This is a genomic window from Chromobacterium alticapitis, assembly GCF_002924365.1.
Taxonomy (GTDB): Bacteria; Pseudomonadota; Gammaproteobacteria; order Burkholderiales; family Chromobacteriaceae; genus Chromobacterium; species Chromobacterium alticapitis.
In genome coordinates this window covers 1-21,345 of sequence record NZ_PQWB01000115.1, presented here as the reverse complement: position 1 = coordinate 21,345, position 21,345 = coordinate 1, and the positions used below count along the sequence as shown (strand labels likewise).

The window sequence follows — 21,345 nt, the reverse complement described above, 5'->3', positions numbered from 1 at the left end:
GCTACGTGCCGCAGGAAGGCGCGCTGTTCCCGCACGTGTCGGTGGCAGACAATATCGTGTTCGGCCTGCCGCGCGCCGAGCGCCGCGCGCGCCGCCGCGTGGCCGAGCTATTGGACATGGTGGGCCTGCCGGCCGGCTTCGCCGACCGCGCGCCGCAGCAACTATCCGGCGGCCAACAGCAGCGCGTGGCGCTGGCCCGCGCCCTGGCGCCCAAGCCGGCGCTGGTCTTGCTGGACGAGCCGTTCTCCGCGCTGGACGCCGCGCTGCGCGCCGAAACGCGCCAGGCGGTGGCCGACGCGCTGGCCGCCAGCGGCACCACGGCCTTGATGGTGACCCACGACCAGGCCGAAGCGCTGACCATGGGCCGCCAAGTGGCGGTGCTGTGGCAGGGCCGGCTGTTGCAAGTGGCCGCGCCGCAAACGCTGTACCAGCGCCCGGCCAGCCCGGAACTAGCGGATTTCGTCGGCGACGCTGTGCTGCTGCCCGGCCGCGCCCACGGCGGCCAGGCGCAATGCGCGCTGGGCAGCCTGACCTTGCTGGAAGGCATGCCGCAAGGCGAAGTCAATGTGTTGCTGCGGCCGGAACAGATCCGCCTGCTGCCGGCCGCGCCCGGCGCGACGCAGGCGCGGGTGCTGGAGGTCAGCTTCAGCGGCCACGACGCCAGCGTGCGGCTTATGCTCGACGACGGCAGCCTGCTGGCCGCCCGCGTGCCCGGCCACCGCTGCCCGCAGCCCGGCCAGGCCGTGTCGCTGCAAGTGGAAGGCGCCATCGCCTGCTTCGCCGCGTCCGGCGGCTCCGGCAGCGGCGGCGGCATCGCCATGACCCGCATGCAGCATAGCCCGGCCTTGTTCCGGCAGGGGCACTGAGCCGCCCCCTCCTGCAAGAGGCGAGAGGCTATGCGATGGCGCCGCCGCGCATCGCCGGGGGGAGTTGATGCAGCCAGCCTGGCGCGGAGTGGCCTGGCGGGCCGGCCTGCGGCAGGCATCTGCCAAGCCCGTCAGGCTGGCCCCGAACCGGCGCGCCTGACGCTACAGATAATCCCGCATCCGGTAGTACGCCATGCCCAACACCAGCGCCGGGGTGCGCAGCAGCTTGCCGCCGGGAAACACCCGGTGCGGGATCTTGGCGAACAGGTCCAGCCGCGACGAGGTGCCGGCGATGGCCTCCGCCACCACCTTGCCGGCCAGGCCGGTGATGTTGACGCCGTGGCCGGAAAAGCCCTGCAGATAATAGACATTGCCGGACAAGCGGCCGAAGTCCGGCGCGCGATTGACGGTGATGTCGCAAAAGCCGCCCCAGGCGTAGGCGACGCGCGCGTCCGCCAGTTGCGGAAACACGCGCAGCATGTCGGCGCGCATGGCGCCGGCCAGATCATGCGGCTCCCGGCCTGAGTAACTGACCTTGCCGCCGAACAGCAGGCGATGGTCGGCCGACAGCCGGTAGTAGTCGAGCACGAAGTTGGTGTCGCACACCGCCATATTGTCGGCGATCAACGCGCGCGCCCTCGCCTCGCCCAGCGGCTCGGTGGCGATGACATAGGTGCCGGCTGGCATGATGCGCCGCTCCAGCTCCGGCGCCAGCGCGCCTATATAGGAGTTGCAGGCCAGCACCACCTGGCCGCAGGACACCAAGCCGTATTCGGTATGCACCTTGGGCTGCGCGCCCTGCTCCAGCCTCACGGCCGGCGATTGCTCATAAATGTCCACGCCGGCGGCCTTCGCCGCCTCGGCCAGGCCCAGCGTATAGTTCAGCGGATGCAGATGGCCGGAGCGCGGATCGAACAGGCCTCCCTGATAACGGTCGCTGGCCACTTTTTCGCGCAGCGCGGCGCGGTCCCACAACTGCTGGCCGCCGTAGCCGTAGCGCTGCTCGGCCTCGCGCTGCCAGTCTTCCAGATCATTCAGGTGCCGCGGCTTGACCGCCACGCTGACGTAGCCGCGTTGCCAGTCGCAGCGTATGCCATGCCTGCGCACCCGCTCGTCTATGATGTCCACCGCCTCCACCGACATGTCCCACATGGCTTTGGCGGCTTCGTCGCCCAATTGGGCGCGCATGCCGGCGATATCGCTGGCGAAGCCGGCGATCACCTGGCCGCCGTTGCGGCCGGAAGCGCCGAAACCCACTTGCGAGCCTTCCAGCAGGATGACGGAAAAGCCCTTCTCGCGCAGATTCAACGCAGCGGACAGGCCCGCCAGCCCGCCGCCCACCACGCAAACGTCGCAGCGCGCCTCGCCGCGCAGCGGAGGCCGCGGGTCCCAGGCATGGGCGGTGGCGGCGTAGTACGACGGCGGATGCGGCTGATGGGCGAAGCGCAGCATAAAATCCCCTAAGGCGAGAAAACAAAAGGCCCCGAAACGGGGCCGCGGAACGGTCACATCGTCAACACGACCGGCGTGTCGGAGCGCCAGCTGACGTAAACCGGCTCGTCCCAGGTGGGAGCGGTTTCATTGGCGTCGAACCAGCGCGACGACGGCACCACGGATTTGACGATCTTGCCGCTGGCCAGTTTCACGTGATAGACGGAATAGCTGCCCAGATAAGCGATATCCTGCACCACGCCGGCGGCGCGGTTCGGTCCCGGCTGCAGCGGCTGCTTGTCCAGCCTCACGTCCTCCGGCCGCACGCTGGCCCACACATGCATGCCCTTAGGGCCGGTAATGCCATGGTCGATATGGATGGCGCCGCCCAGCTCCTGCGAATTGATCTCCACCCGATCCGCCTCATCCACCACCACCGCGCCCTCGAACATATTGGTCTCGCCGATGAACTCGGCGGTGAAGCGACAGTTGGGATATTCGTAAATCTCGGTCGGCGAGCCCACCTGCAACAGCTTGCCCTCGCTCATGATGCCGATGCGGCTGGACATGGTCATCGCTTCTTCTTGGTCATGCGTGACCATGATGCAAGTGACGCCCACCGCCTCTATGGTATTGACCAGCTCCAGCTGCGTCTGCTGCCTGAGCTTCTTGTCCAGCGCGCCCAGCGGCTCGTCCAGCAGCAGCAGCTTGGGGCGCTTCACCAGGCTGCGCGCCAGCGCCACCCGCTGCTGCTGGCCGCCGGACAGCTGGTGCGGCTTGCGGCCGGCGAACTTGCGCATCTGCACCAGCTCCAGCATCTTCGCCACCCGCTCGGCGATCTCTTCCTTGGACACGCCATCCTGCTTCAGGCCGAAGGCGACGTTCTGCTCCACCGTCATGTGCGGGAACAGCGCGTAGTTCTGGAACATCATATTGACCGGCCGCTCGTAGGGCCGCAGGCCCTGCATGTCCTGGCCATCCAGGATGATGCGGCCAGAAGTGGGCGTTTCCATGCCCGCCAGCATGCGCAGCAGGGTGGATTTGCCGCAGCCGGAACTGCCCAGCAAGGCGAAAATCTCGTTCTTGCGGATATCCAGGTCGATATGGTCCACCGCCAGGTGGTCGCCGAACTTCTTCACCACCCCGGATATCCGAAGATAGGCGGAATCCTCCGTTGCCGCTGCGCTGGCCGCGTTGCGGGCTGGAATGGCTGCTGCTTGTTTGGTGGCCGCGATGGCTTCCGACATGATCTGACTCCCTCCGACTCGGCGCCGCGCCGGCGCCGCTGCTGTTTAGCGCATATGCGATGAAACGGGAGCGCCTTGCCGGCCTCCCTCAGGATGAAACCAGGCTAGCGACGGGCCGGCGCCGCCCAAGCGGCGCAGACTCCAGGCTGCATGAAAAGATTAAACAAAGAATAGCCCGAGCGGGAAGGAGCAGACAGCCGCGGCGACACTGCGGTAACGGTAAGAACGGCCATGATGTTTCCTCTTGTCCTGCGCCGGCGTCTGACGCGCCAGCTTTTGGCACAGCCTATGCCACGTTTAATAAATTTGACAAGAGAGAAAGGAAAACATTGTGCGCGGCCGCCTGCGGCTTGTCGCGCGCAAGCCGCAGAATCGATGAAAACGCCCAGGCCGCCGCGCGTCCGTCAGCCAGCGCAGCCGCCTATTTGCCGCATTGGCAGGACGCGTCCGGCTTCGCCGGCTGCCGGCGCTCGACAAACAGGCTGTTGCCCGGCATTTTCTTGGCCTGTTTCTTGGCGTCCGCCGTCGCCGCGCCGATTTCATGGTGGCTAAGATATTGACCGGGCCTGACCTGCACCACGCCCAAGGACAGCGTAGTCAGCGGCAGAAAGGTCGCCTCTCCGCTGCGCGTCGAGACTTCGAAGCCGCCGGCGGTCCGGTGCGCCTCGGAGAAATGCCGGGCGGCCAGCTCGCCGAACGCCGCCAGCAAGCGCCGCAGCCTGTCCTCCCAGTCTCCCGACTGCATCAGCGCCACGAAATCGTCCCCGCCGACATGGCCGACGAAGTCGCGCTCGGGATCCGCATGCTCCAGCAGCAGATGCGCCACCAGTTCGATCAGATCGTCTCCCGCCGCGTAGCCGTATAAATCATTGAACGGTTTGAAGTGGTCAAGATCGGCATACACCGCCGCAAACGGCGCCCGCATGCCCAGCAGCCGGTCTATCGTCTCGTTGATGGGCACATTGCCCGGCAGGCCGGTGAGCGGATTGGCGTAGCGCGCCGCGGACAATTGCAGCTCGGTGATCTTGCGCATCAGCGCGAAGCCGGTGCCCATGCCCAGATAGCGGCCATTCTCCGTGATGATGAAGCCATCCACCAGATAGCGCTGCTCCGCCGCCACCACCAGGCTGGACAGCTCCTGCACATTGATGTCCGCGTTCACCACCAACGGCTGCTTGTCCATCATCACATGGCAAGGCTTCTTGCCGTACAGTTCGCGATTGAACGGCTTGGCGAAGCTTTCCAGCAGATGATGGCGGCGCAACAAGCCCACCGGCACGCCGTCCTCCACCACCGGGATGGCGAAACAATCCGGATTCGCCGCGAAGCGGCGATAAGCCGCCTCATTGGGCACGCGCGACTCCATCGGCGCCACGTCCATCATCAAATCGCGCGCCAGAGGCTGGTTGCGCCAGCCCTGGCGCCGGCTGCCCGCCCACGGCAGCAGATCATGCCGCAAAGGCAACTCCCGCGCCGGACAGGCCTGGGGCCGGGCCAGCAGATAGCCCTGGCCGTAGCGCACGCCCAGCCGGCACAGCGTGCGCAACTCAGCCGGAGACTCTATGCCCTCGGCCACCAGCAGCGCGCCGGACTGGCGGGAAATGTCCACCATGGAGCGGACAAACTGCTCCTTCAACGGGTCCAAGTGGATATTCTGGACGAAGTGCTTGTCCAGCTTGACGAAATCCGGCCTCAGTTCCGACCACAGGCGCAGATTGGAAAAGCCTTCGCCCAGATCGTCCAGCGCGATGCGCAGGCCGCCCTGGCGACAGCCATTGGTCACTTCGCGCAACGCCAGGTAGCCGCCATTCGGCCGCGTTTCGGTCAGTTCCAGGATCACGCGCTGGCAATCCAGGCCGATCTGGCCGAAGAACGACAGAATAGACGCGGGACGCTGCCCCTGCACCAGCAGCGTTTCCGGACTGGTGTTCACGAACAGCAGGCCAGGCAGGGCCAGTTCGGCGAAACGCTCCGCGCATGCGCGCAGGCAAGCCTGGTCAAGCGCCAGCAGCATCTGGCAACGCTCGGCCGCTTCAAACAACATCATGGGAGAGTGCAGCATGCTGTCCGACGGGCCTCGGATCAGGCCCTCATATCCCAGGATGGAGCCGGTTTCCAGGTCGACTATGGGCTGAAACACCGGCTGCAGCTTGCGCAGGCCAATGATTTCCTCCAGTTCCTGACACCAGCCTGCCAAACTTTCCAGAGCGGCCGGCTCAACGCGCATTTGCATGATCTAAAAACACAGCCCGATTTCCTTAAACAACGTTAATCTAAAGCAAATAAATGTCACGTCGATTACATAATCGATTTGCATTCCAACGCTATCCAGCCGCGCGCCGGCAGTTCTAGAATAAGAACAAGATCAGCAGCGACAGGAGAGCGCCATGCCTTATGCCGAGATAGCCGGACACCGGATCTATTACGAAGAAAGCGGCCATGGCGAGCAACCCTTGCTGCTGCTGAACGGCATTACCATGTCCACCGCCGGCTGGACCTTGGTGCAGCCGCTGCTGGAGCCGCATTACCGTCTGCTGCGCATGGATTTCCTCGGCCAAGGGCAGAGCGACCGCCCCGCGGCGCCGCTCTACCATCTGGCCGAACAGGCCGACTTGGCCTGCGGCCTGCTGGACCATCTGGGCATAAACCAGGCCTACGTGGTAGGGTTGTCCTACGGCGGCATGGCGGCTCAACACTTGGCGCACCGCCACCCGGGCCGCGTGTCGCGCCTGCTGTTGGCCGGCACCCTGGCCTGGGCCGACAGCGTCAACCACCGCATCGGCGACAGCTGGATAGCGGCGCATGAGCGCGGCGGCCTGGACCTGCGCTACCAGGTCAGCATACCTTGGCTGTTCTCCAGCCGCTTCCTCGCGGACAACGCCGCCATGCTGGAAGACTTGAAGATGCTGGCCGGCCTGGTGGACTGGGACGCCGTGGTCCGGCTGATAGAAGGCGTCAAGCTGCACGACGCCCGCACCTGGCTGCCGCAGCTGCAACTGCCGGTGCACATCCTGGTCGGAGACGAAGACCGGCTCACGCCGCTGTACCAGTCGCGGTTGTTGCGCGAGCTGATTCCCGACGCCGAGCTGGAAGTGCTGCCCGACGCCGGCCACGTACTGCATATAGAAGCCGCCGAGGCCTTCGCCCGCGGCATCATCCGCTTCGGCTCGCGCTGAAGCGGCCACGACACCAAGGGGAAAGCGATGAACGCTGAAGCCGTGCTGCTGAACGTAGACAAACAGGGCGTCGCCACCGTGACGCTAAACCGCTCCGACCTGCACAACGCGCTGGACGACGAAACCATCAGCCTGCTGGCCGCCATGCTGGAAACACTGGCCGAAGACGCCACGGTGCGCGCCGTGGTGCTCACCGGCAGCGGCATCAGCTTTTCCGCCGGCCATGATCCGGAATGGCTGCGCCGGCTGTCGCAGTTCTCCGCCAGCGAGCTGAACCGCTTCGCCCAGCAAAACGCGCGTCTGCTGCACACGCTGGACACGCTGCCCAAGCCGACAGTGGCGCGGGTGCAAGGCTCCGCATTCGGGCTGGGCATGGCGCTGGTCGCCTGTTGCGACATCGCCATCGGCGTGTCCGATGCCTTGTTCAGCCTGTCCGACGTCCGCTTCGGCCAGATTCCGGCCCTGGCCATGCCCTATATGATCCGCGCCATAGGCGAACGCGCCACCCGCCGCTACAGCATCACCGCGGAGCGCTTCAACGCCGGCAAGGCCAAGCGGCTGGGGCTGATCCATCAGGTTGTGGAAAACGACGAGCTGGACGCCGCCATCCGGCATATGCTGGGACAATTGTTGCTCAACGGCCCCGCCGCGATGCGCGCCGCCAAGCATCTGACCGGTGAGATCGGCTGCCAGGACATCACGCCGCAAGTGATGCAGCGCTGCATAGAACACAGCCTGCATGTCCGGATGAGCGATGAAGGACGCGAAGGCATCCAGGCGCTGATCGAAATGCGCAAGCCCTCCTGGCTGGAATAACGCCCGGCTGGCCCGGCGGGGCGGGTCGATGCGACAATGGCCCGCATCGACTTATCTTCCTCGCCCCGCCATGTCCAATCACACCTTTTTCTGGCACGACTACGAAACCTTCGGCGCCGTGCCGCGCCGCGACCGCCCTTCGCAATTCGCCGGCATCCGCACCGATGCCGAACTGAACGAAATCGGCGAACCGGTGATGCTGTACTGCCGGCCCTCTCCCGACTACCTGCCCACGCTGCAGGCCAGCCTGCTGACCGGCATCACGCCGCAGCGCTGCCAGCAGCGCGGCGTGGCCGAGCACGAGTTCGCCGGCGTGATAGAACGCGAACTAGCAGCGCCGGCCACCATAGGCGTGGGCTACAACTCGCTGCGCTTCGACGACGAAGTCACCCGATTCCTGTTCTGGCGCAATCTGATAGACCCGTACGCGCGCGAGTGGCAGAACCATTGCGGCCGCTGGGACCTGCTGGACCTGGTGCGCGCCACCTATGCGCTGCGTCCGGATGGCATCGTCTGGCCCCAGCACGAAGACGGCCGCGCCAGCTTCAAACTGGAGCACTTGTCCGCCGCCAACGGCTTGGCGCATGAGTCTGCGCACGACGCGCTGTCCGACGTTCGCGCCACCATCGCGCTGGCGCGGCTGATCCGCCAAAGGCAGCCCAAGCTGTTCGACTACTATCTGACCCTGCGCAAGAAGGACGCGGTCAAGGTGCAATTATCGCTGCATGACCCCAAACCAGTGCTGCACGTCTCCGGCATGTACGGCGTGGAGCGCGGCAACCTGGCCCTGGTGTGGCCGCTGGCGGCCCACCCGACCAACGGCAATGAGGTCATCGTCTGGGACTTGGCGCATGACCCGTCCCAGCTGCGCGGCTTATCGGCCGACGACATCCGCCAACGCCTGTTCAGCCGCGCCGACGAGCTGCCGGAAGGCTTGGAGCGCCTGCCGATCAAGACCATACACATCAACAAGTCGCCGTTCATCGTATCCAATCTCAAAGTCCTGGGCGATTCAGCCGCCGCGCGCTGGGGCATGGACCTGGCTGCCGCGTTCCGCCACGCAGAAGCGGCGCGCGGCCTGCCCGACCTGTCGGCGCTGTGGCGCCGCGTCTACCAGCGCGAGGCCGGCGCGCCGCATGACGTGGATGAAAACCTGTACGGCGGCTTCGTCTCCAACAACGACCGCAAAGTCCTGCAGAAGATGCGCCGCCTGTCCGCCGCGCAACTGGCCGGAGAAATGGCCCTGTTCGAAGACCCCCAGTTGGCCGAACTGCTGTTCCGCTACCGCGCGCGCAACTTCCCGGACTCCCTGTCCGGCCATGAACAGCAGCGCTGGCGGCAATGGTGCGGCGAGCGCGTGGCCGCGGCCATGCCGGGCTTTCTGCAGGAACTGGCCGAGCTGCGAGCCGCGGAACCTTCACCCGAGCAACAGCAGTTGCTGCAACAAGTGGCTGACTACGCCGCGAACCTGCAAGCCTCTCCTGCGTAAATATCAGCTGGAGCGGCCCTGCGCCGCTCCGCTACGCGTTTATCCGTATGAACTTGAACTAATCCATCGTCTAAAACATTGATATATGGATTCATTCCGGTTCAGGGAGAAATGCATGCTGCATCAGTTCACCGTCCGCCAGAAGCTGCTGAGCGGATTCGCCCTGTTGATCCTGCTGCTATGCGCCGTGGTGCTCACGGCCTACAGCAAGCTGCAGACCATTCAGGACAATGTCGCCCAGATCAAGGAGGATCGCTACCCGAAGATCCTCATCGCCAACCGGATCGCCCTGAACCTGACCAATATCGGCCGCGAAATGGGCGAGGCCATTCTGGCCGGCACGCCCCAATCGCAGGAGCAGCACCTGCGCAAAATAGAGTCGCTGCGCGATGCCGTGCATGCCGACATGAGCAATATGGAACCCTATCTGCGCCTGCCGGAAGGACGAGCCCTGTTCGCCAAGGTGAGGGAGGCGCAGGATCAGCAGCGCCCGCTGTTCGCTCCGCTGTATCAATTGATCAACGGGCATCAGACCGACGCCGCCCGGGAATTCCTGGATGACAAATTCGTACCCGCGAATGAGGCCTATATCGCCGCGCTGGAGAGCTTGAGAGATCGCCAACAGAAACGCCTGCAAAACTCCCTGGTCGTGGCGCACGACTCCAGCCAGGAGGCTGTCGCGATCCTGATCGCCACGGCAATCGCCTCGCTCCTGCTGGCCACCGCCGTCGCGCTGTTGATCTCCAACCTGATCACCACCCCGCTGCGCCGTTCTGCAGACCTGGTGCACCAGATCAAGCAAGGCAATCTGTCAGGCGACAGCGAACCCATCCCGCCCGCCCGCGACGAAGCGATGCGCATCGCGCGCGACATACAGGAAATGCGCGAGGGTCTGCGGCAAATGGTGCAAAGCATTCAGGACAACGCCCATCAGGTGTCGGACTCCGCCCGCGCGCTGTCAGGCATGGCGCAGCAGGTGGCCAGCGGCGCGCAAACCCAGGCAGAAGCCACCTCCTCCGCCGCCGCCTCCATCGAGCAACTGACCGTCAGCATCAATCAGGTGGCGGACAACTCCAGCGAGGCCTCGCAACAGGCCCAGGCCGCCGGCCAATTGGCCAATCGCGGCGGCACCGAGGTGCTGGAATCGGTGGGTAAGATTCGATTCGTCACCACCTCGGTGGACGACACGGCCAAACAGATGAACAGCCTGACGCGCGAGGTTCAACAAATCGGCAATATCGTGACCGTCATCCGCGATGTGGCGGACCAGACCAATCTGCTGGCCCTGAACGCCGCCATCGAGGCCGCCCGCGCCGGGGAGACCGGCCGCGGCTTCGCCGTGGTGGCAGACGAGGTGCGCAAGCTGGCGGAACGCACGACCACCTCGGCCCAGGAAATCACCAAGATGATAGGCTCCATCCAGCAAGGCGTGGGGCAAGTGGTGCATAGCATGGGCCAAAGCCTGGACTGCGTAGAAGGCGTTTCCGGCACGGCGGAGCAGGCCTCGCAGTCCATGAAGGAAATCGAGAACAGCGCGGACACCATCATCCGCACCATACACAGCATCTCCGGCGCGTTGACCGAGCAGCGCAGCACCAGCTTAAGCTTGGCTCAGGACATGGAAAAGGTTTCCCGCATGGCGGAGGAAAACAACGCCACCGTGCAGGAGCTGGCCACCACCTCCAGCCAGCTCAACGCCTTGTCCGCCAATCTGCAAAGCGTAGCGACGCGCTTCCGCCTGTAGGCCTCTCTCCGCCGTCCCGCCAAGCCGCGCCCCGCGCGGCTTGTTCGCGTATGCAATCTTCCCATCGCAAATCCGCAAACCCCACAACAAGCTGCCATCCAGATGGTGATTTCTCTCTTATAATCGCCCCATCCGACAACAACTCATGCACTCGACATCATATGGACCCGATTCTGTTGTTCCACTCCCTGATCATGGGCCTGGTGGAAGGCATCACCGAATTCCTGCCCATCTCCTCCACTGGCCACCTGATTCTGACCGGCGACCTGCTGGGCTTTCTCGACAAGGAAAAGCGGGATGTCTACGAAATCTTCATCCAGCTGGGCGCCATGCTGGCCGTGGTATGGGAATACCGCGCCAAGATAGGCCGCACCATGAGCGGCGCAGTCCGCCCGGGCAGCGAGCGCAATCTGTTGCTGGGCATCATCATCGCCTTCATCCCGGCTGCTATTGCCGGCCTGCTGTTCTCCAAACAGATCAAGGCAGTGCTATTCAACCCGGTTTGCGTGGCCATCGCCTTCATCGTCGGCGGCCTGATCATTCTGTGGGCGGAGAAGCGCGAACATAAAGTGACGGTGGCGACCGTCGACGACTTGAGCCTGAAAGATGCCGTGAAAGTGGGGCTGTGTCAGTGTCTGGCGCTGATACCGGGCACCAGCCGTTCCGGCGCCACCATCATAGGCGGCCTGTTCCTGGGCCTGTCGCGCAAGGCGGCGACGGAGTTTTCGTTCTTCCTGGGCATTCCCACCCTGGGCGCGGCCTCGCTGTACAGTCTGCTCAAGCACCGCGACGCGCTGAGCGCGGACGATATCGGCGTGTTCGCAGTCGGCTTCGCCGCCTCCTTCGTCTTCGCCTTCCTGGCCATCCGCGCGCTGCTGCGCTTCATCTCCACCCATAGCTTCGCTGTGTTCGCCTGGTATCGCATCGCCTTCGGACTGATCGTGCTGGCCAGTTGGCAAACTGGGCTGGTAAGCTGGAGCGCTGGTTAAAAATGCGCATCGCGGGCAAGGCCTGCGGGCCTGCCCGCCCTACTTCGCATCCCGCCCAACTTTGCTGACCCGCTCGAAAAAGTCGTAGATGCCGGTCTCGCTCATGCGCCGCGCATCGGCCAGTTCGCCAGCGCGCGTCGCGTAAATCACCTGATTGTCCGACGACAGCACCACTGCGGCCGGAATGCCCTTGGCGATGGGGTGGCCATAGACGGCGTCTATGTCCAGGTTATGGTCGAAGTTGCCGACATCCACCTTCACCACTTTGAACTCGCGCGCCAGCAATTCCGCGCTCTTGCCCGTTTTCAAGGCCGCATCCAGCGCGCGGCAGTCCTCGCACCAGTTGGCGCCCAGTATCAGCAGCACCGGCTGATGGCTTTGCTGGGCGGCGGCCAGCGTCTGCTGCAACTCCGCCTTGGCGTCGGCTTTTTCGTTGTAAGGCAGGTCGCCGGCCTGCGCGGCGGCGCTCGCCAGCAGCAGGGACAGCAGGATCAGAAACTTGCGCATGGACGTTCTCCAGAATCAAGCCGGCCGGGGCTGGCACACGACTTCGGTTTTTACTGAGCGGGCGATGAAACATTCGGCATGGGCGACATGATGCAGCTGCTTCACTTGCTCAGGCGCAGGCAGCGCGTCGCCGGAGAACGCTACCTTGGGCTGCAGGGTGACGCGCGCTACCCAGGCCTTGCCAGCCTCGTTTCTGCCCATTTCGCCGACGGCCAGGTCATGGTATTCGTCGACGCGGAAACCGGCCCGCGCCGCCAGGTCCAGGAACCACAGCATGTGGCAGCCAGACAAGGCGGCAATGAAGGCCTCTTCCGGATCAACAGCGGCCGGATCGGAATACGGGGTGGGCACCACCAGCGGAGACGACGAACCCGCCACCTCCATCCCCCCGTCGAACTTCAAGACATGCTTGCGGCTGTAGCGGCGATCCAGGAAATCCTGATCGCCGCGCCGCCAGATCACTTCCGCCTGATGTTGCGCCATGTCGCAATCCTCGCTCTTGTCTTCATGCCGCGAATCATAGCACGGCAATGACAAAGGCATTTGCGGCTTCATCAGCGATAATGCTGCGGCCGCAGTGCTGCCTCTCCCCACACCTCATCTTGCTCAATGCGCCAACGGCGCAGCTCGTCCAGACTCAGCTCAGCCAGCCATACGCCCGCTTGATCGTCAGCCAGCGTCAGCACGCGCCCGCTCGCGTCGATCAGGCAGCTGGCGCCGTCGTATTGCGGCGCCGGATAATTGCACAGCGCGACGGCGAAGCGGTTTTCCAGTGCTCTGCCGCGCAGTTGCTGCAAGCGGACATCGCCCAGCGCGGCGTCGTTCCGCATTGGACAGGCATTGGGAACCAACACCAGCTCTGCACCGTGCCGCATCAAGGCGCGGCCGGCTTCGGGAAATTCGCGGTCGAAACAGATCATCGCGCCGACCCGCACTATCTCGCCGCCCAGCAGAACATCGGCGCAGACGAAACCATCCCCGCCCTGCAGCGCGGTTTCCGTGCCATCGGTGAAGTCGCAGACGTGGACCTTGTCGTATTGCAAAACGGCCGCGCCATCCGCGTCGTACAGGCGCAGCCGGTTGCGCAAGGCTCCATGATGGCGCGCCAGATAAGTCAGACCGATGGCCAAACCATGCTCGGCCGCCAGGCTGGCTACAGCCGCCAGCATCGGATCGTCGTCCTCCCAAGCATGGGTATTGCCCATCCGCTCCGGCGCGTAGCCCGTGGACCACATCTCCGGCAACAGCAGCAAGCTCGCGCCGCCCGCCACGGCCTCTGCGCACCATTGCCGCAGCAAAGGCAGCCGGCGAGAGGCATCATCCGGGGCGCAATACTGCGCCAGGGCTAGGCAAATCGTGCTCATACCAACGCGATCCGTACATAGATGGGCTGGTACGGCGCATCCTGGCTGACCCTGACCAGGCCCTCCTTCACCAGCTCCAGCACGGCGATGAAGTTGACCACCAGGTGGGCCACGCCCTTGTCCACGTCGAACAGCTCCTCGAATGGCACGTATTCCTTGCCGTCCAGATAGCGCAGAATCCAGCTCATCTGCTCCCGCACCGACAACTCGTCCTTCTCCACCTTGTGGTGGCGGCGATGCTTGGCCCGGGACAGAATGGCCATCCAGGCCTGGCGCAGATCGGCTGCGCCAATGTCCGGCAGCCGTTGCTCGGCCGACTGTTCGATCAATACCGCCAGCCAGGCGAAGTCGCGGTCGGCCTGCGGGATCTTGTCCAGCTCCAGCGCCGCCAGCTTCATCTGTTCGTACTCCAGCAGCCGGCGCACCAGCTCCGCGCGCGGGTCGTCTGGTTCGCCGTCCTCGTCCAACTGCGGCCTGGGCAGCAGCAGCCGAGATTTGATCTCGATCAGCAGCGCCGCCATCAGCAGATACTCCGCCGCCAACTCCAGCCTGTCCTGCCGCATCGCGTCGATATAGGACATGTACTGGGCCGTGATCTCGGCCATGGGAATATTCAGCACATCGAGGTTCTGCTTGCGGATCAGATAGAGCAGCAGGTCCAGCGGGCCCTCGAAGCTTTCCAGGATGACTTGCAGCGCGTCCGGCGGGATGAACAGGTCTTGCGGCACTTCCAGCACAGGTTGGCCGAACACGTGGGCAATCGGCATGCTGGATGGCAACTCCTGCGCGGTCAGCTGAAAATCGGTGGCATCGCCTGCGGCGGGGGTATCAGGTACGGCGGTCATGGCGACAAGGATACCAGTTCGCGCGGCGGGCCGCGCCGCGACATGCGCCAGCGGCGCCTATGCCAGTTTCTCTTCCAGCCGCACGCTGATCAACTGGCAACTGCCGGTCTGCTGCAGCAGCTTTTCCGCCCGCACCAGCCATTCGCCATCGGCGCCGCGCACGCGGAATGGACGCATCGCCTGATAGAGCCGGCCAGGCATCAACAGCACGCCCTTGCTGAAAAAGCGGCGTTCGGCATACAAAAGCAAAGCCGGCTCTAAAGCCGCATCGCCATGGCTGGTCAAGGCCGCGGCCTCCACCGCCTGAGGCCGCTTGCCGACAAACTCAACGCCGCACTCGCCCGGCTGTTCGCCGTCCGGCAGCGCCAGCCAGCGCAATAGCGCCAACTGCCAGCCAAAACCCCGCCGCTTCAACATCAACACATCGCCGGCCATCGCGCCGCTGCCGGCCAGATCGCCCTGCAAGCGCATGCCGGACGCGCTGAGATTGGCCACCAGCAAACAGCCCGTCTCTTCCACGCTCGCCATGCCGCCCTCGCGCGCCAAGCGCCAGCAGGCATCGAAACCCCGCAGCCATTGCACGCGTTGGCCGTTGCGCTGCTTGGCACGCGCATGGCGGCGCTGCGGCGGCCCGGACCACTCGCGCTCCAGTAAGGACAGCAACTGCCACTCCAGCGCGGTAGCCTGCTCTGCGTTCGCCTCCAAGGCGCGGCGCGCTCTTTGCAAGACGAGGCCGCAGTCCATGCCCAGGCCGACGTGCCCCCCATCGGGATTAAACCGCCCTGGCGCATCTTCAGCCGGAATCACTCGCCAACCGCTTGCCGCCTCCTCTCGCAGCCGCAAATGCTCGCCATGCTTCTGCAGCCACGCCACCAACACCAGCAGCCGCGCCCTCTCCAGGCGATGGCCATGGCTGATCCCTAACAACAGCAGCTTGCGGTAGCTGGCGTCCGGGCTTTCCAAGCCATTTCCGAAGCCGCGCTCCACACCCAGTTGGCGCGCCTCGGCATACAGCTGGTGACAATCCCTCCAGAAACCCGGCGGCCAGGCCGCATAATCCGCAAGCAGCAAACGCGCCAAGCGCCAGGCGCTCGCCAAAGCCAGTTCTATGGCTTGCTGGCGCAGCTTGCGTCCCAGCGCGGCCTCTGCCGTCGGTCCGGCACTAGCGAACGCAAGCGCCTTGCTCTCCCGGTGCAAGTCCTCCCAGACGCGGCGCAGCGCCGCGCCTGCATCCCGTTCAGGCAATCGGAGCATGGCCAGGGACAGCGCGCGCATCACGCTTAGCCTATCCTGAGCATCCAAAGGCGCATCCGGCAAACGGCGCAGATACTGCCGCATCTTGTCCGCCTGCTCGGCTGCGGGCAAAGGCGCCCACGCGTCGAGCGCCTCATGCAAGTCGGGCGGAGCGCGCCCCGCCTGGCCGCGAGAGATGGGAAACTTCAACATGGCGACCACAATGACAGATCACTGAAAGCGCGCATCTTAACGCCTCCTCGACTCAGGCGCGATGCGCGGCGGCGGCAATATTGCCAAGAGCGGACAGGATGTCCTCGCTGGCGCAAACGCGGCAGTATTCGCCGTCCAGATTGGCCAGGCTCATCGCATGGACTTCTTCCGCGCTGCGCAGTCGGCCCTGCCAGTCAGTCTTGTCGAAAGTGAAGCAGCCATCCTCAGCCAGCCAGACATTGAAACCCAGGTTGCCGGCCATGCGCACAGTCGCCTCTACGGAATTGCTGGTGCTGACGCCCGCCACCACCAGCTCCAGCCAACCCCTTTCCCTCAGCAAAGATTCAAGCTCAGTGCCGATGAAGGCGCTATTGGTTTGCTTGACCATCACCATTTCACTTGGCAAAGGCATGGTTTCCGGTTTGAACGCATTGCCGGGCCGGTCTGGCCTGAAAGTGGAGTCCAGCTCAGTGGAATCGTGGCGGATATGGATCAGAGGCAAGCCAAGCTCGCGCCAGGCCGCTAGCAAGCTGGCGCAGACCTGCTCCGCCTGCGGATGGTTGCGCGGCCCCCAGCAGGGATCATCAACGGCTTGCTGCATATCTATCAGCAGCAACAACGGCGCGCGGAAGGAAAAGGATGACATCGCATAGTCCTGAATGAAATACGCATGATGCCACGCGCAGCCATCCCGCACTTCTTTGCTCAAACCTCCCAATACTCTCCTGGCAAGTAATCGCTGAAATACCATTGCTGGCCCTCTGGGTCTCGGGCCAAATAGCCGCGGCGCCATAATCCTCGCGCTTCAGCGCCTGGATGATATTGGCGCCTTGGGCTTTGGCATGTTCGTAATGCGCCGCCGGGTCCATCACATGGACGCACAAGGCCTGGGCCAGGCCGGCAAGGCCGCTGGCGCTGACCCATTGCTGCTCCGGCTTGGGGCTGGACAGCATGATCACGGCATTTCCGAGGCTCAGTTCGGAATGCAAAACCTTGCCGTCCTCGATCACGGCAAAACGGCGACGGAAACCAAACACCCGCTCCAGCCACTCCATCGCCGCCACGGCATTGTCGTAACACAAGCACGGGTACACGCCCGGTAGGGCTCTGCTTTCGCTCATCGCCATCTCCTGGTTTGCACATGGGGAATTTCATCGTAGGACAATGGCAATAAAAAAACCGCCCTGCAAAAGGGCGGTTTCCATTGAGCCAGAACTCAAGCCTCTCGGGCTATCAGGCCGACAGCTCCAGCATCAGCTTGTTGATGCGCTTAACGAAGGAAGCCGGGTCTTCCAGCTTGCCGCCTTCAGCCAGCAGCGCCTGGTCGTACAGCACGGCGGCCAGATCGCCGGCACGGGCCTCGTCGGATTCCGCGGCCAGCTTCTTCACCAGCACGTGTTCCGGGTTGATTTCCAGCGTCGGCTTGCTGCCTTCTACCTTCTGGCCAGCGGCCTTCAACATGCGCTCCAGGTGGGCGCTCATCTCGTGCTCGCCGGCCACCAGGCAGGCCGGGCTGTCCACCAGGCGGGCGGTGGCGCGCACCTCCTTCACCTTGTCGCCCAGCGCCTTCTGCACTTTTTCCACCACCGGCTTGGAGGCTTCCTCAACCTGCTTCTGCGCTTCCTTGTCAGCCTCGTCTTCCAACGCCCCCAGATCCAACGCGCCCTTGGCTACAGACTGCAGCTGCTTGCCTTCGAACTCGAACATGGAACCCGCCACCCACTCGTCCACGCGGTCGGTCAGCAGCAGCACTTCCACACCCTTCTTCTTGAACACTTCCAGGTGCGGGCTGTTCTTGGCGGCGGCCAGCGTATCGGCAGTGATGTAGTAGATCTTGTCCTGGCCTTCCTTCATGCGGCCGATGTAATCTGCGAGCGAAACGGACGGTTCCGCGCCGTCCTCCGACGCGGTGCTGGTAAAGCGCAGCAGCTTGGCGATGCGCTCCTTGTTGGCATGGTCTTCGCCCACGCCCTCTTTCAGCACCTGGCCGAACTCCTTCCAGAACGCGGCGTACTTTTCCGGCTGATTGGCGGACAGGTCTTCCAGCAGGCCCAGCACCTTCTTCACGCAACCCGCGCGGATGGCATCGATATCCTTGCTCTCTTGCAGGATTTCGCGCGACACGTTCAGCGGCAGGTCGTTGCTGTCTATCACGCCGCGCACAAAACGCAGGTAATGCGGCATCAGCTTTTCAGTGTCCTCCATGATGAAGACGCGGCGCACGTACAGCTTCACGCCCTGCTTGCGCTCGCGGTCGTACATGTCGAACGGCGCGCGCGACGGAATGTATAGCAGCTCGGTGTATTCCTGACGGCCTTCCACGCGGGCGTGGCTCCAGGCCAGCGGATCGGTAAAGTCGTGGGCGACGTGCTTGTAGAATTCCTGATACTGCTCTTCCGTGATGTCGTTCTTGGAGCGGGTCCACAGCGCGGAGGCGGAATTGACCACCTCCAGCTCATCGCTGTTGCTCACTTCGCCATCTTCGCCGTAGCCGGCGCCCTTCTTCATCTCGATCGGGATGGAGATGTGGTCGGAATACTTGCGCACGATGGCTTTCAGGCGCCAGTCGTTCAGCAACTCGTCCTCGCCCTCTTTCAGATGCAGCACGATCTCCGTGCCGCGCTCCGCTTTTTCCACCTGCTCCAGCGTGTACTCGCCCTCGCCATGCGACTCCCAGCGGGTGGCGACGGATTCGCCGGCGCGGCGGCTGCTCAGCGTGACCTTGTCGGCGACGATGAAAGCGGAGTAGAAGCCTACGCCGAACTGGCCGATCAGGTTGGCGTCCTTCTTGGCGTCGCCGGACAGCTGATCGAAGAAGGCCTTGGTGCCGGACTTGGCGATGGTGCCGATATTGGCCACCACTTCGTCTCGGCTCATGCCTATGCCGTTGTCGGCAATGGTGACGGTGCGCGCATCCTTGTCGAAGAAGATGCCTATCTTCAGCTCCGGATCGTTTTCAAACAGCTCCGGCTTGGCCATGCCCTCGAAGCGCAGCTTGTCGGCAGCATCGGATGCATTGGAAATCAGTTCACGCAGGAAGATTTCCTTGTTGGAATACAAGGAGTGGATCATCAGCTTCAGCAGCTGCTTCACTTCGGTCTGAAAACCCAGGGTTTCTTTCTGTGCACTCATATTCGTCAATGTGATTGAGGTTGGCGATAGTGGGGAGATGGAGCTCGTCCGCCGCTTTTCAAGCCCTGAAATGCAAAAAGCCCTGTCGCATGACAGGGCATTTTGAGAAGCGAACCGATCAGGATTCGATCTGGCCTTCTTGCTGCGGCGCCGCTTCCACGACAGCCGGAGCAGCCTCCACCGGAGCGGTCTCTGTTGCCGGCGCGTTCTTTGGCTGCATCTGCAACTCGGCGGCGCGCTTCTCTTCGGCGCTCACCTCGCCTTGCGGCTTGCCAGTCAGATCGAAACGCTTGCCGCCGCGGGCCAGGGACTTCAGATAGCGCGGCTTGCGGCAGTGATTGGCCACCACGCGCGAAATCAGAGCGGGCTCGAACTGGGAGAGCGCGGCGATCAGGCTCTCATGAATGCCGAGCGCCAGCGGACGAAACTGACGGAACACGTCGAACTTGCCGTAGATGTGGTCCGCGATCATCTCGGTCTGCTTTTTCTTGGACAGGCTTTGAACAGCAGACTTGAGAGCAGCACCGAGTGCCGTTTCAGTATTTGGCTTCATGAACTTCTATCTAGATCCGTTGATGCGAAGACAGCGCATGCTGCCCAATCAAGAGGCGCGATGCAACCGGCCACTTGTCCAGTTTAGACGATGCGCGCCATGTAGGCGTCACTTTAAATGCGCGCGGATTGAATCCAGTCCGCATCAGAACCAGGCAAATATCGCGTCGCCCTATTCTTTGATGGTGCCCCGGGCCGGGGTCGAACCGGCACAGCCGAAGCCGAGGGATTTTAAGTCCCTTGTGTCTACCAATTTCACCACCGGGGCTGCACAGAGCAGGGGATTGTAGCCCAGGGCGCATGGACTGACAATGCATTTCAGATATCGAACATCCCGAGCAAACTGCCTGCTCTACAGCCGCATGCAAAACATACCACAGTCTATGGGCCCGCCTATCAAAATAGCATGGCATGATATTTCCATTCATTTCTTAGAAATATCAAAGTCTATAACCAGACCCCGACGCCCCTTTAAGGCCGCCATGATATGCGGGATTTCCGAAAAACTTCAAAACGGAAGCGCGGCAGAACTTTAACGACAAAGAAAAACCCTGTCAACCAAGCCCAGGGCTCAAGCCTTGGCCACACGAATGCCCGCAACATAAATCAATGCGTTAACAGCGCATAATATACTGATAACCCTCATGCCCGGCAATTTCACGCATCCATAATATTTACCACATATATACAAAAATACATCATATTACTAAGAAACTGAATCAATACACCCACCACCACGTCATAAACGGCCGACAGGCAATGCCAGCATCCACCACCTGTCTTGAGCTGCTCCGATATGCCCCATATCCTCGCGCCTAAAGCGACAGTGCGCAATCCTCGATGGTCGGACTTCCCAGAATACGGGTGCCTCCCAGGCAAGACAGCACCACTTTTTGTCCCTTTCTGAGCGATTTGGCTTGGGCCGCCGCGGACTCGCCCATCCTGGCTTGCACATGGATAAAATCATCCATGGTCCGCAGCCATACAATGGTATTGTCGAATGGGTCTTTCTCAATGGACGCCACGCTGCCTGTCACCTCCAGCTGCTCGCTTTTGTATATGTCGTCCGCCGCTGCCTCATTGGCCTCATAGTCCTGATGCAACCTGACTGCAGACACCTTGATGGCCGCAGGTCTCGCGAGCTCCGACTGAGGCAGCACGCCGACGGAAGCTTCGCCCGGCCTCGCTGGCCCGCCCTCCGCCGCCCTTCTCCCATCCTGGCCTGGCCGCCCGCCGAGTAACGCCCCCAATAGCACCAATAGCAACAGCAGCCCGGCAAGCACTATGCCAACCCACTTCAATGCATTCATATCCATACCTTTCTGAGCGAAATAGTTTTTTAAAATCAATCAAATAACAGGATTGCTCAGGCATTTTACAAGCAGGAATTCTGACGCGAAGCCAGTAAAAAGACTGGCAATTTCCGTCGGTAAGAGTGTTGACGTACTTCAATCGATCAACGAGGAAGAGCTGAACGGCTCCATGCAAGCGCGCAAAAACGCGGCAGGCAATAGGCCACAAAGAAAAGGCTATGTCCCAATAATGTGTTGCAAGGGACGCCCCACCGCCTCCTGCAAGCAGTGGCAAGGCTGAATGGTTTGCTGATAGCGCTCCAGCATCCGTCGCCACCCAGATAGTGCTCAAGGTAAGTAATCACGAAAAATTGATTTGAAACTTGTCGCCATAACCACCAAGCAGCGCCGAGATCTCTGCATCCAGCGTTTCGCGGGTCCACGTGATG

General features: G+C 62.9%; 19 protein-coding genes, 1 tRNA gene and 1 pseudogene. 6 read left to right on the top strand and 15 right to left on the bottom strand.

Translation table 11 applies throughout. The features are described from left to right. On the top strand, positions 1-866 hold an 866-nt coding region (locus tag C2I19_RS18225; protein ID WP_103904055.1), incomplete at its 5' end, for an ABC transporter ATP-binding protein. A gap of 162 nt (positions 867-1,028) precedes the next feature. Here C2I19_RS18225 and C2I19_RS18220 read toward each other — a convergent pair. The 3 genes from C2I19_RS18220 to C2I19_RS18210 form a co-directional block, all read right to left on the bottom strand. After that, positions 1,029-2,318: an NAD(P)/FAD-dependent oxidoreductase gene (locus C2I19_RS18220; RefSeq protein WP_103904052.1), complete on the bottom strand. Its 1,290-nt coding sequence runs from the start codon at positions 2,316-2,318 to the stop codon at positions 1,029-1,031. A 53-nt stretch (positions 2,319-2,371) separates the two neighbouring features. Further along, positions 2,372-3,544, bottom strand: coding sequence for an ABC transporter ATP-binding protein (locus C2I19_RS18215; protein WP_103904051.1), 1,173 nt, complete (start codon positions 3,542-3,544; stop codon positions 2,372-2,374). A gap of 421 nt (positions 3,545-3,965) precedes the next feature. Next, positions 3,966-5,741 carry a GGDEF domain-containing protein gene (locus C2I19_RS18210; RefSeq protein WP_233201263.1) on the bottom strand — a complete coding sequence of 592 codons (1,776 nt, stop codon included), beginning with the start codon at positions 5,739-5,741 and terminating at the stop codon, positions 3,966-3,968. Between the two features lie 190 nt (positions 5,742-5,931). On the opposite strand from C2I19_RS18210, the gene C2I19_RS18205 reads away from it, so the two are divergent. The 5 genes from C2I19_RS18205 (at position 5,932) to C2I19_RS18185 (ending at position 11,758) form a co-directional block, all read left to right on the top strand. Next, positions 5,932-6,720, top strand: coding sequence for an alpha/beta fold hydrolase (locus tag C2I19_RS18205; protein ID WP_103904049.1), 789 nt, complete (start codon positions 5,932-5,934; stop codon positions 6,718-6,720). Between the two features lie 27 nt (positions 6,721-6,747). Then, positions 6,748-7,536, top strand: coding sequence for an enoyl-CoA hydratase-related protein (locus C2I19_RS18200; protein WP_103904048.1), 789 nt, complete (start codon positions 6,748-6,750; stop codon positions 7,534-7,536). 70 nt (positions 7,537-7,606) lie between these two features. After that, positions 7,607-9,025: an exodeoxyribonuclease I gene (gene sbcB, locus C2I19_RS18195; RefSeq protein WP_103904047.1), complete on the top strand. Its 1,419-nt coding sequence runs from the start codon at positions 7,607-7,609 to the stop codon at positions 9,023-9,025. Positions 9,026-9,140: 115 nt separating this feature from the next. Next, complete coding sequence (locus tag C2I19_RS18190) at positions 9,141-10,769, top strand: methyl-accepting chemotaxis protein (protein ID WP_103904046.1); 1,629 nt, start codon at positions 9,141-9,143, stop codon at positions 10,767-10,769. A 161-nt stretch (positions 10,770-10,930) separates the two neighbouring features. Continuing rightward, positions 10,931-11,758, top strand: coding sequence for an undecaprenyl-diphosphate phosphatase (locus tag C2I19_RS18185; RefSeq protein WP_103904045.1), 828 nt, complete (start codon positions 10,931-10,933; stop codon positions 11,756-11,758). 39 nt (positions 11,759-11,797) lie between these two features. On the opposite strand, the gene C2I19_RS18180 is transcribed toward C2I19_RS18185, so the two are convergent. The 12 genes and pseudogenes from C2I19_RS18180 to C2I19_RS22605 all read right to left on the bottom strand — a co-directional run. Beyond that, positions 11,798-12,265, bottom strand: coding sequence for a thioredoxin family protein (locus C2I19_RS18180; protein WP_103904044.1), 468 nt, complete (start codon positions 12,263-12,265; stop codon positions 11,798-11,800). 15 nt (positions 12,266-12,280) lie between these two features. Continuing rightward, positions 12,281-12,748, bottom strand: a complete 468-nt coding sequence (locus C2I19_RS18175; protein WP_103904054.1) for an OsmC family protein — start codon at positions 12,746-12,748, stop codon at positions 12,281-12,283. A 71-nt stretch (positions 12,749-12,819) separates the two neighbouring features. Beyond that, the gene (locus tag C2I19_RS18170) at positions 12,820-13,629 is read right to left on the bottom strand and encodes a carbon-nitrogen hydrolase family protein (RefSeq protein WP_103904043.1); all 810 of its coding nucleotides are present in this window, start codon (positions 13,627-13,629) and stop codon (positions 12,820-12,822) included. Further along, positions 13,626-14,474 (bottom strand): segregation and condensation protein A, encoded by an 849-nt coding sequence (locus C2I19_RS18165; protein WP_103904042.1) that lies wholly within the window; start codon positions 14,472-14,474, stop codon positions 13,626-13,628. The genes C2I19_RS18170 and C2I19_RS18165 overlap by 4 nt, the downstream gene beginning before the upstream one ends. A gap of 57 nt (positions 14,475-14,531) precedes the next feature. Further along, on the bottom strand, positions 14,532-15,920 hold the full coding sequence (locus tag C2I19_RS18160) for a cyclic-di-GMP receptor FimW-related protein (protein ID WP_146056866.1): 1,389 nt from the start codon (positions 15,918-15,920) through the stop codon (positions 14,532-14,534). 52 nt (positions 15,921-15,972) lie between these two features. Then, the gene (locus C2I19_RS18155; RefSeq protein WP_103904053.1) at positions 15,973-16,566 is read right to left on the bottom strand and encodes a cysteine hydrolase family protein; all 594 of its coding nucleotides are present in this window, start codon (positions 16,564-16,566) and stop codon (positions 15,973-15,975) included. After that, positions 16,505-17,041, bottom strand: a complete 537-nt coding sequence (locus C2I19_RS21825; protein WP_146056865.1) for a VOC family protein — start codon at positions 17,039-17,041, stop codon at positions 16,505-16,507. Before C2I19_RS21825 ends, C2I19_RS18155 begins: the two co-directional genes overlap by 62 nt. A gap of 112 nt (positions 17,042-17,153) precedes the next feature. After that, positions 17,154-19,052, bottom strand: coding sequence for a molecular chaperone HtpG (gene htpG / locus C2I19_RS18145; protein WP_103904039.1), 1,899 nt, complete (start codon positions 19,050-19,052; stop codon positions 17,154-17,156). Between the two features lie 118 nt (positions 19,053-19,170). Beyond that, positions 19,171-19,605 (bottom strand): ProQ/FINO family protein, encoded by a 435-nt coding sequence (locus tag C2I19_RS18140; RefSeq protein WP_103904038.1) that lies wholly within the window; start codon positions 19,603-19,605, stop codon positions 19,171-19,173. Between the two features lie 182 nt (positions 19,606-19,787). Further along, positions 19,788-19,872: transfer RNA gene (locus C2I19_RS18135), tRNA-Leu, on the bottom strand. Between the two features lie 547 nt (positions 19,873-20,419). Beyond that, entirely contained in the window at positions 20,420-20,914 is a 495-nt protein-coding gene (locus C2I19_RS18130; protein ID WP_199181260.1) for an OB-fold protein, read from the bottom strand. A gap of 219 nt (positions 20,915-21,133) precedes the next feature. Continuing rightward, a pseudogene (locus C2I19_RS22605) lies at positions 21,134-21,235 on the bottom strand (IS1595 family transposase); the annotation flags it as partial. Positions 21,236-21,345 lie beyond the last annotated feature (110 nt).

Excerpts from the sequence above, each read along its gene's own strand:
- C2I19_RS18185 (WP_103904045.1), top strand. The coding sequence starts at position 10,931 with ATGGACCCGATTCTGTTGTTCCACTCCCTGATCATGGGCCTGGTGGAA.
- C2I19_RS18165 (WP_103904042.1), bottom strand. The coding sequence starts at position 14,474 with ATGACCGCCGTACCTGATACCCCCGCCGCAGGCGATGCCACCGATTTT.
- C2I19_RS21825 (WP_146056865.1), bottom strand. The coding sequence starts at position 17,041 with ATGAGCGAAAGCAGAGCCCTACCGGGCGTGTACCCGTGCTTGTGTTAC.
- C2I19_RS18170 (WP_103904043.1), bottom strand. The coding sequence starts at position 13,629 with ATGAGCACGATTTGCCTAGCCCTGGCGCAGTATTGCGCCCCGGATGAT.
- htpG (WP_103904039.1), bottom strand. The coding sequence starts at position 19,052 with ATGAGTGCACAGAAAGAAACCCTGGGTTTTCAGACCGAAGTGAAGCAG.
- C2I19_RS18215 (WP_103904051.1), bottom strand. The coding sequence starts at position 3,544 with ATGTCGGAAGCCATCGCGGCCACCAAACAAGCAGCAGCCATTCCAGCC.
- C2I19_RS18140 (WP_103904038.1), bottom strand. The coding sequence starts at position 19,605 with ATGAAGCCAAATACTGAAACGGCACTCGGTGCTGCTCTCAAGTCTGCT.
- C2I19_RS18160 (WP_146056866.1), bottom strand. The coding sequence starts at position 15,920 with ATGTTGAAGTTTCCCATCTCTCGCGGCCAGGCGGGGCGCGCTCCGCCC.
- C2I19_RS18155 (WP_103904053.1), bottom strand. The coding sequence starts at position 16,566 with ATGTCATCCTTTTCCTTCCGCGCGCCGTTGTTGCTGCTGATAGATATG.
- C2I19_RS18175 (WP_103904054.1), bottom strand. The coding sequence starts at position 12,748 with ATGGCGCAACATCAGGCGGAAGTGATCTGGCGGCGCGGCGATCAGGAT.
- C2I19_RS18205 (WP_103904049.1), top strand. The coding sequence starts at position 5,932 with ATGCCTTATGCCGAGATAGCCGGACACCGGATCTATTACGAAGAAAGC.
- C2I19_RS18190 (WP_103904046.1), top strand. The coding sequence starts at position 9,141 with ATGCTGCATCAGTTCACCGTCCGCCAGAAGCTGCTGAGCGGATTCGCC.
- sbcB (WP_103904047.1), top strand. The coding sequence starts at position 7,607 with ATGTCCAATCACACCTTTTTCTGGCACGACTACGAAACCTTCGGCGCC.
- C2I19_RS18130 (WP_199181260.1), bottom strand. The coding sequence starts at position 20,914 with ATGAATGCATTGAAGTGGGTTGGCATAGTGCTTGCCGGGCTGCTGTTG.
- C2I19_RS18200 (WP_103904048.1), top strand. The coding sequence starts at position 6,748 with ATGAACGCTGAAGCCGTGCTGCTGAACGTAGACAAACAGGGCGTCGCC.
- C2I19_RS18180 (WP_103904044.1), bottom strand. The coding sequence starts at position 12,265 with ATGCGCAAGTTTCTGATCCTGCTGTCCCTGCTGCTGGCGAGCGCCGCC.
- C2I19_RS18220 (WP_103904052.1), bottom strand. The coding sequence starts at position 2,318 with ATGCTGCGCTTCGCCCATCAGCCGCATCCGCCGTCGTACTACGCCGCC.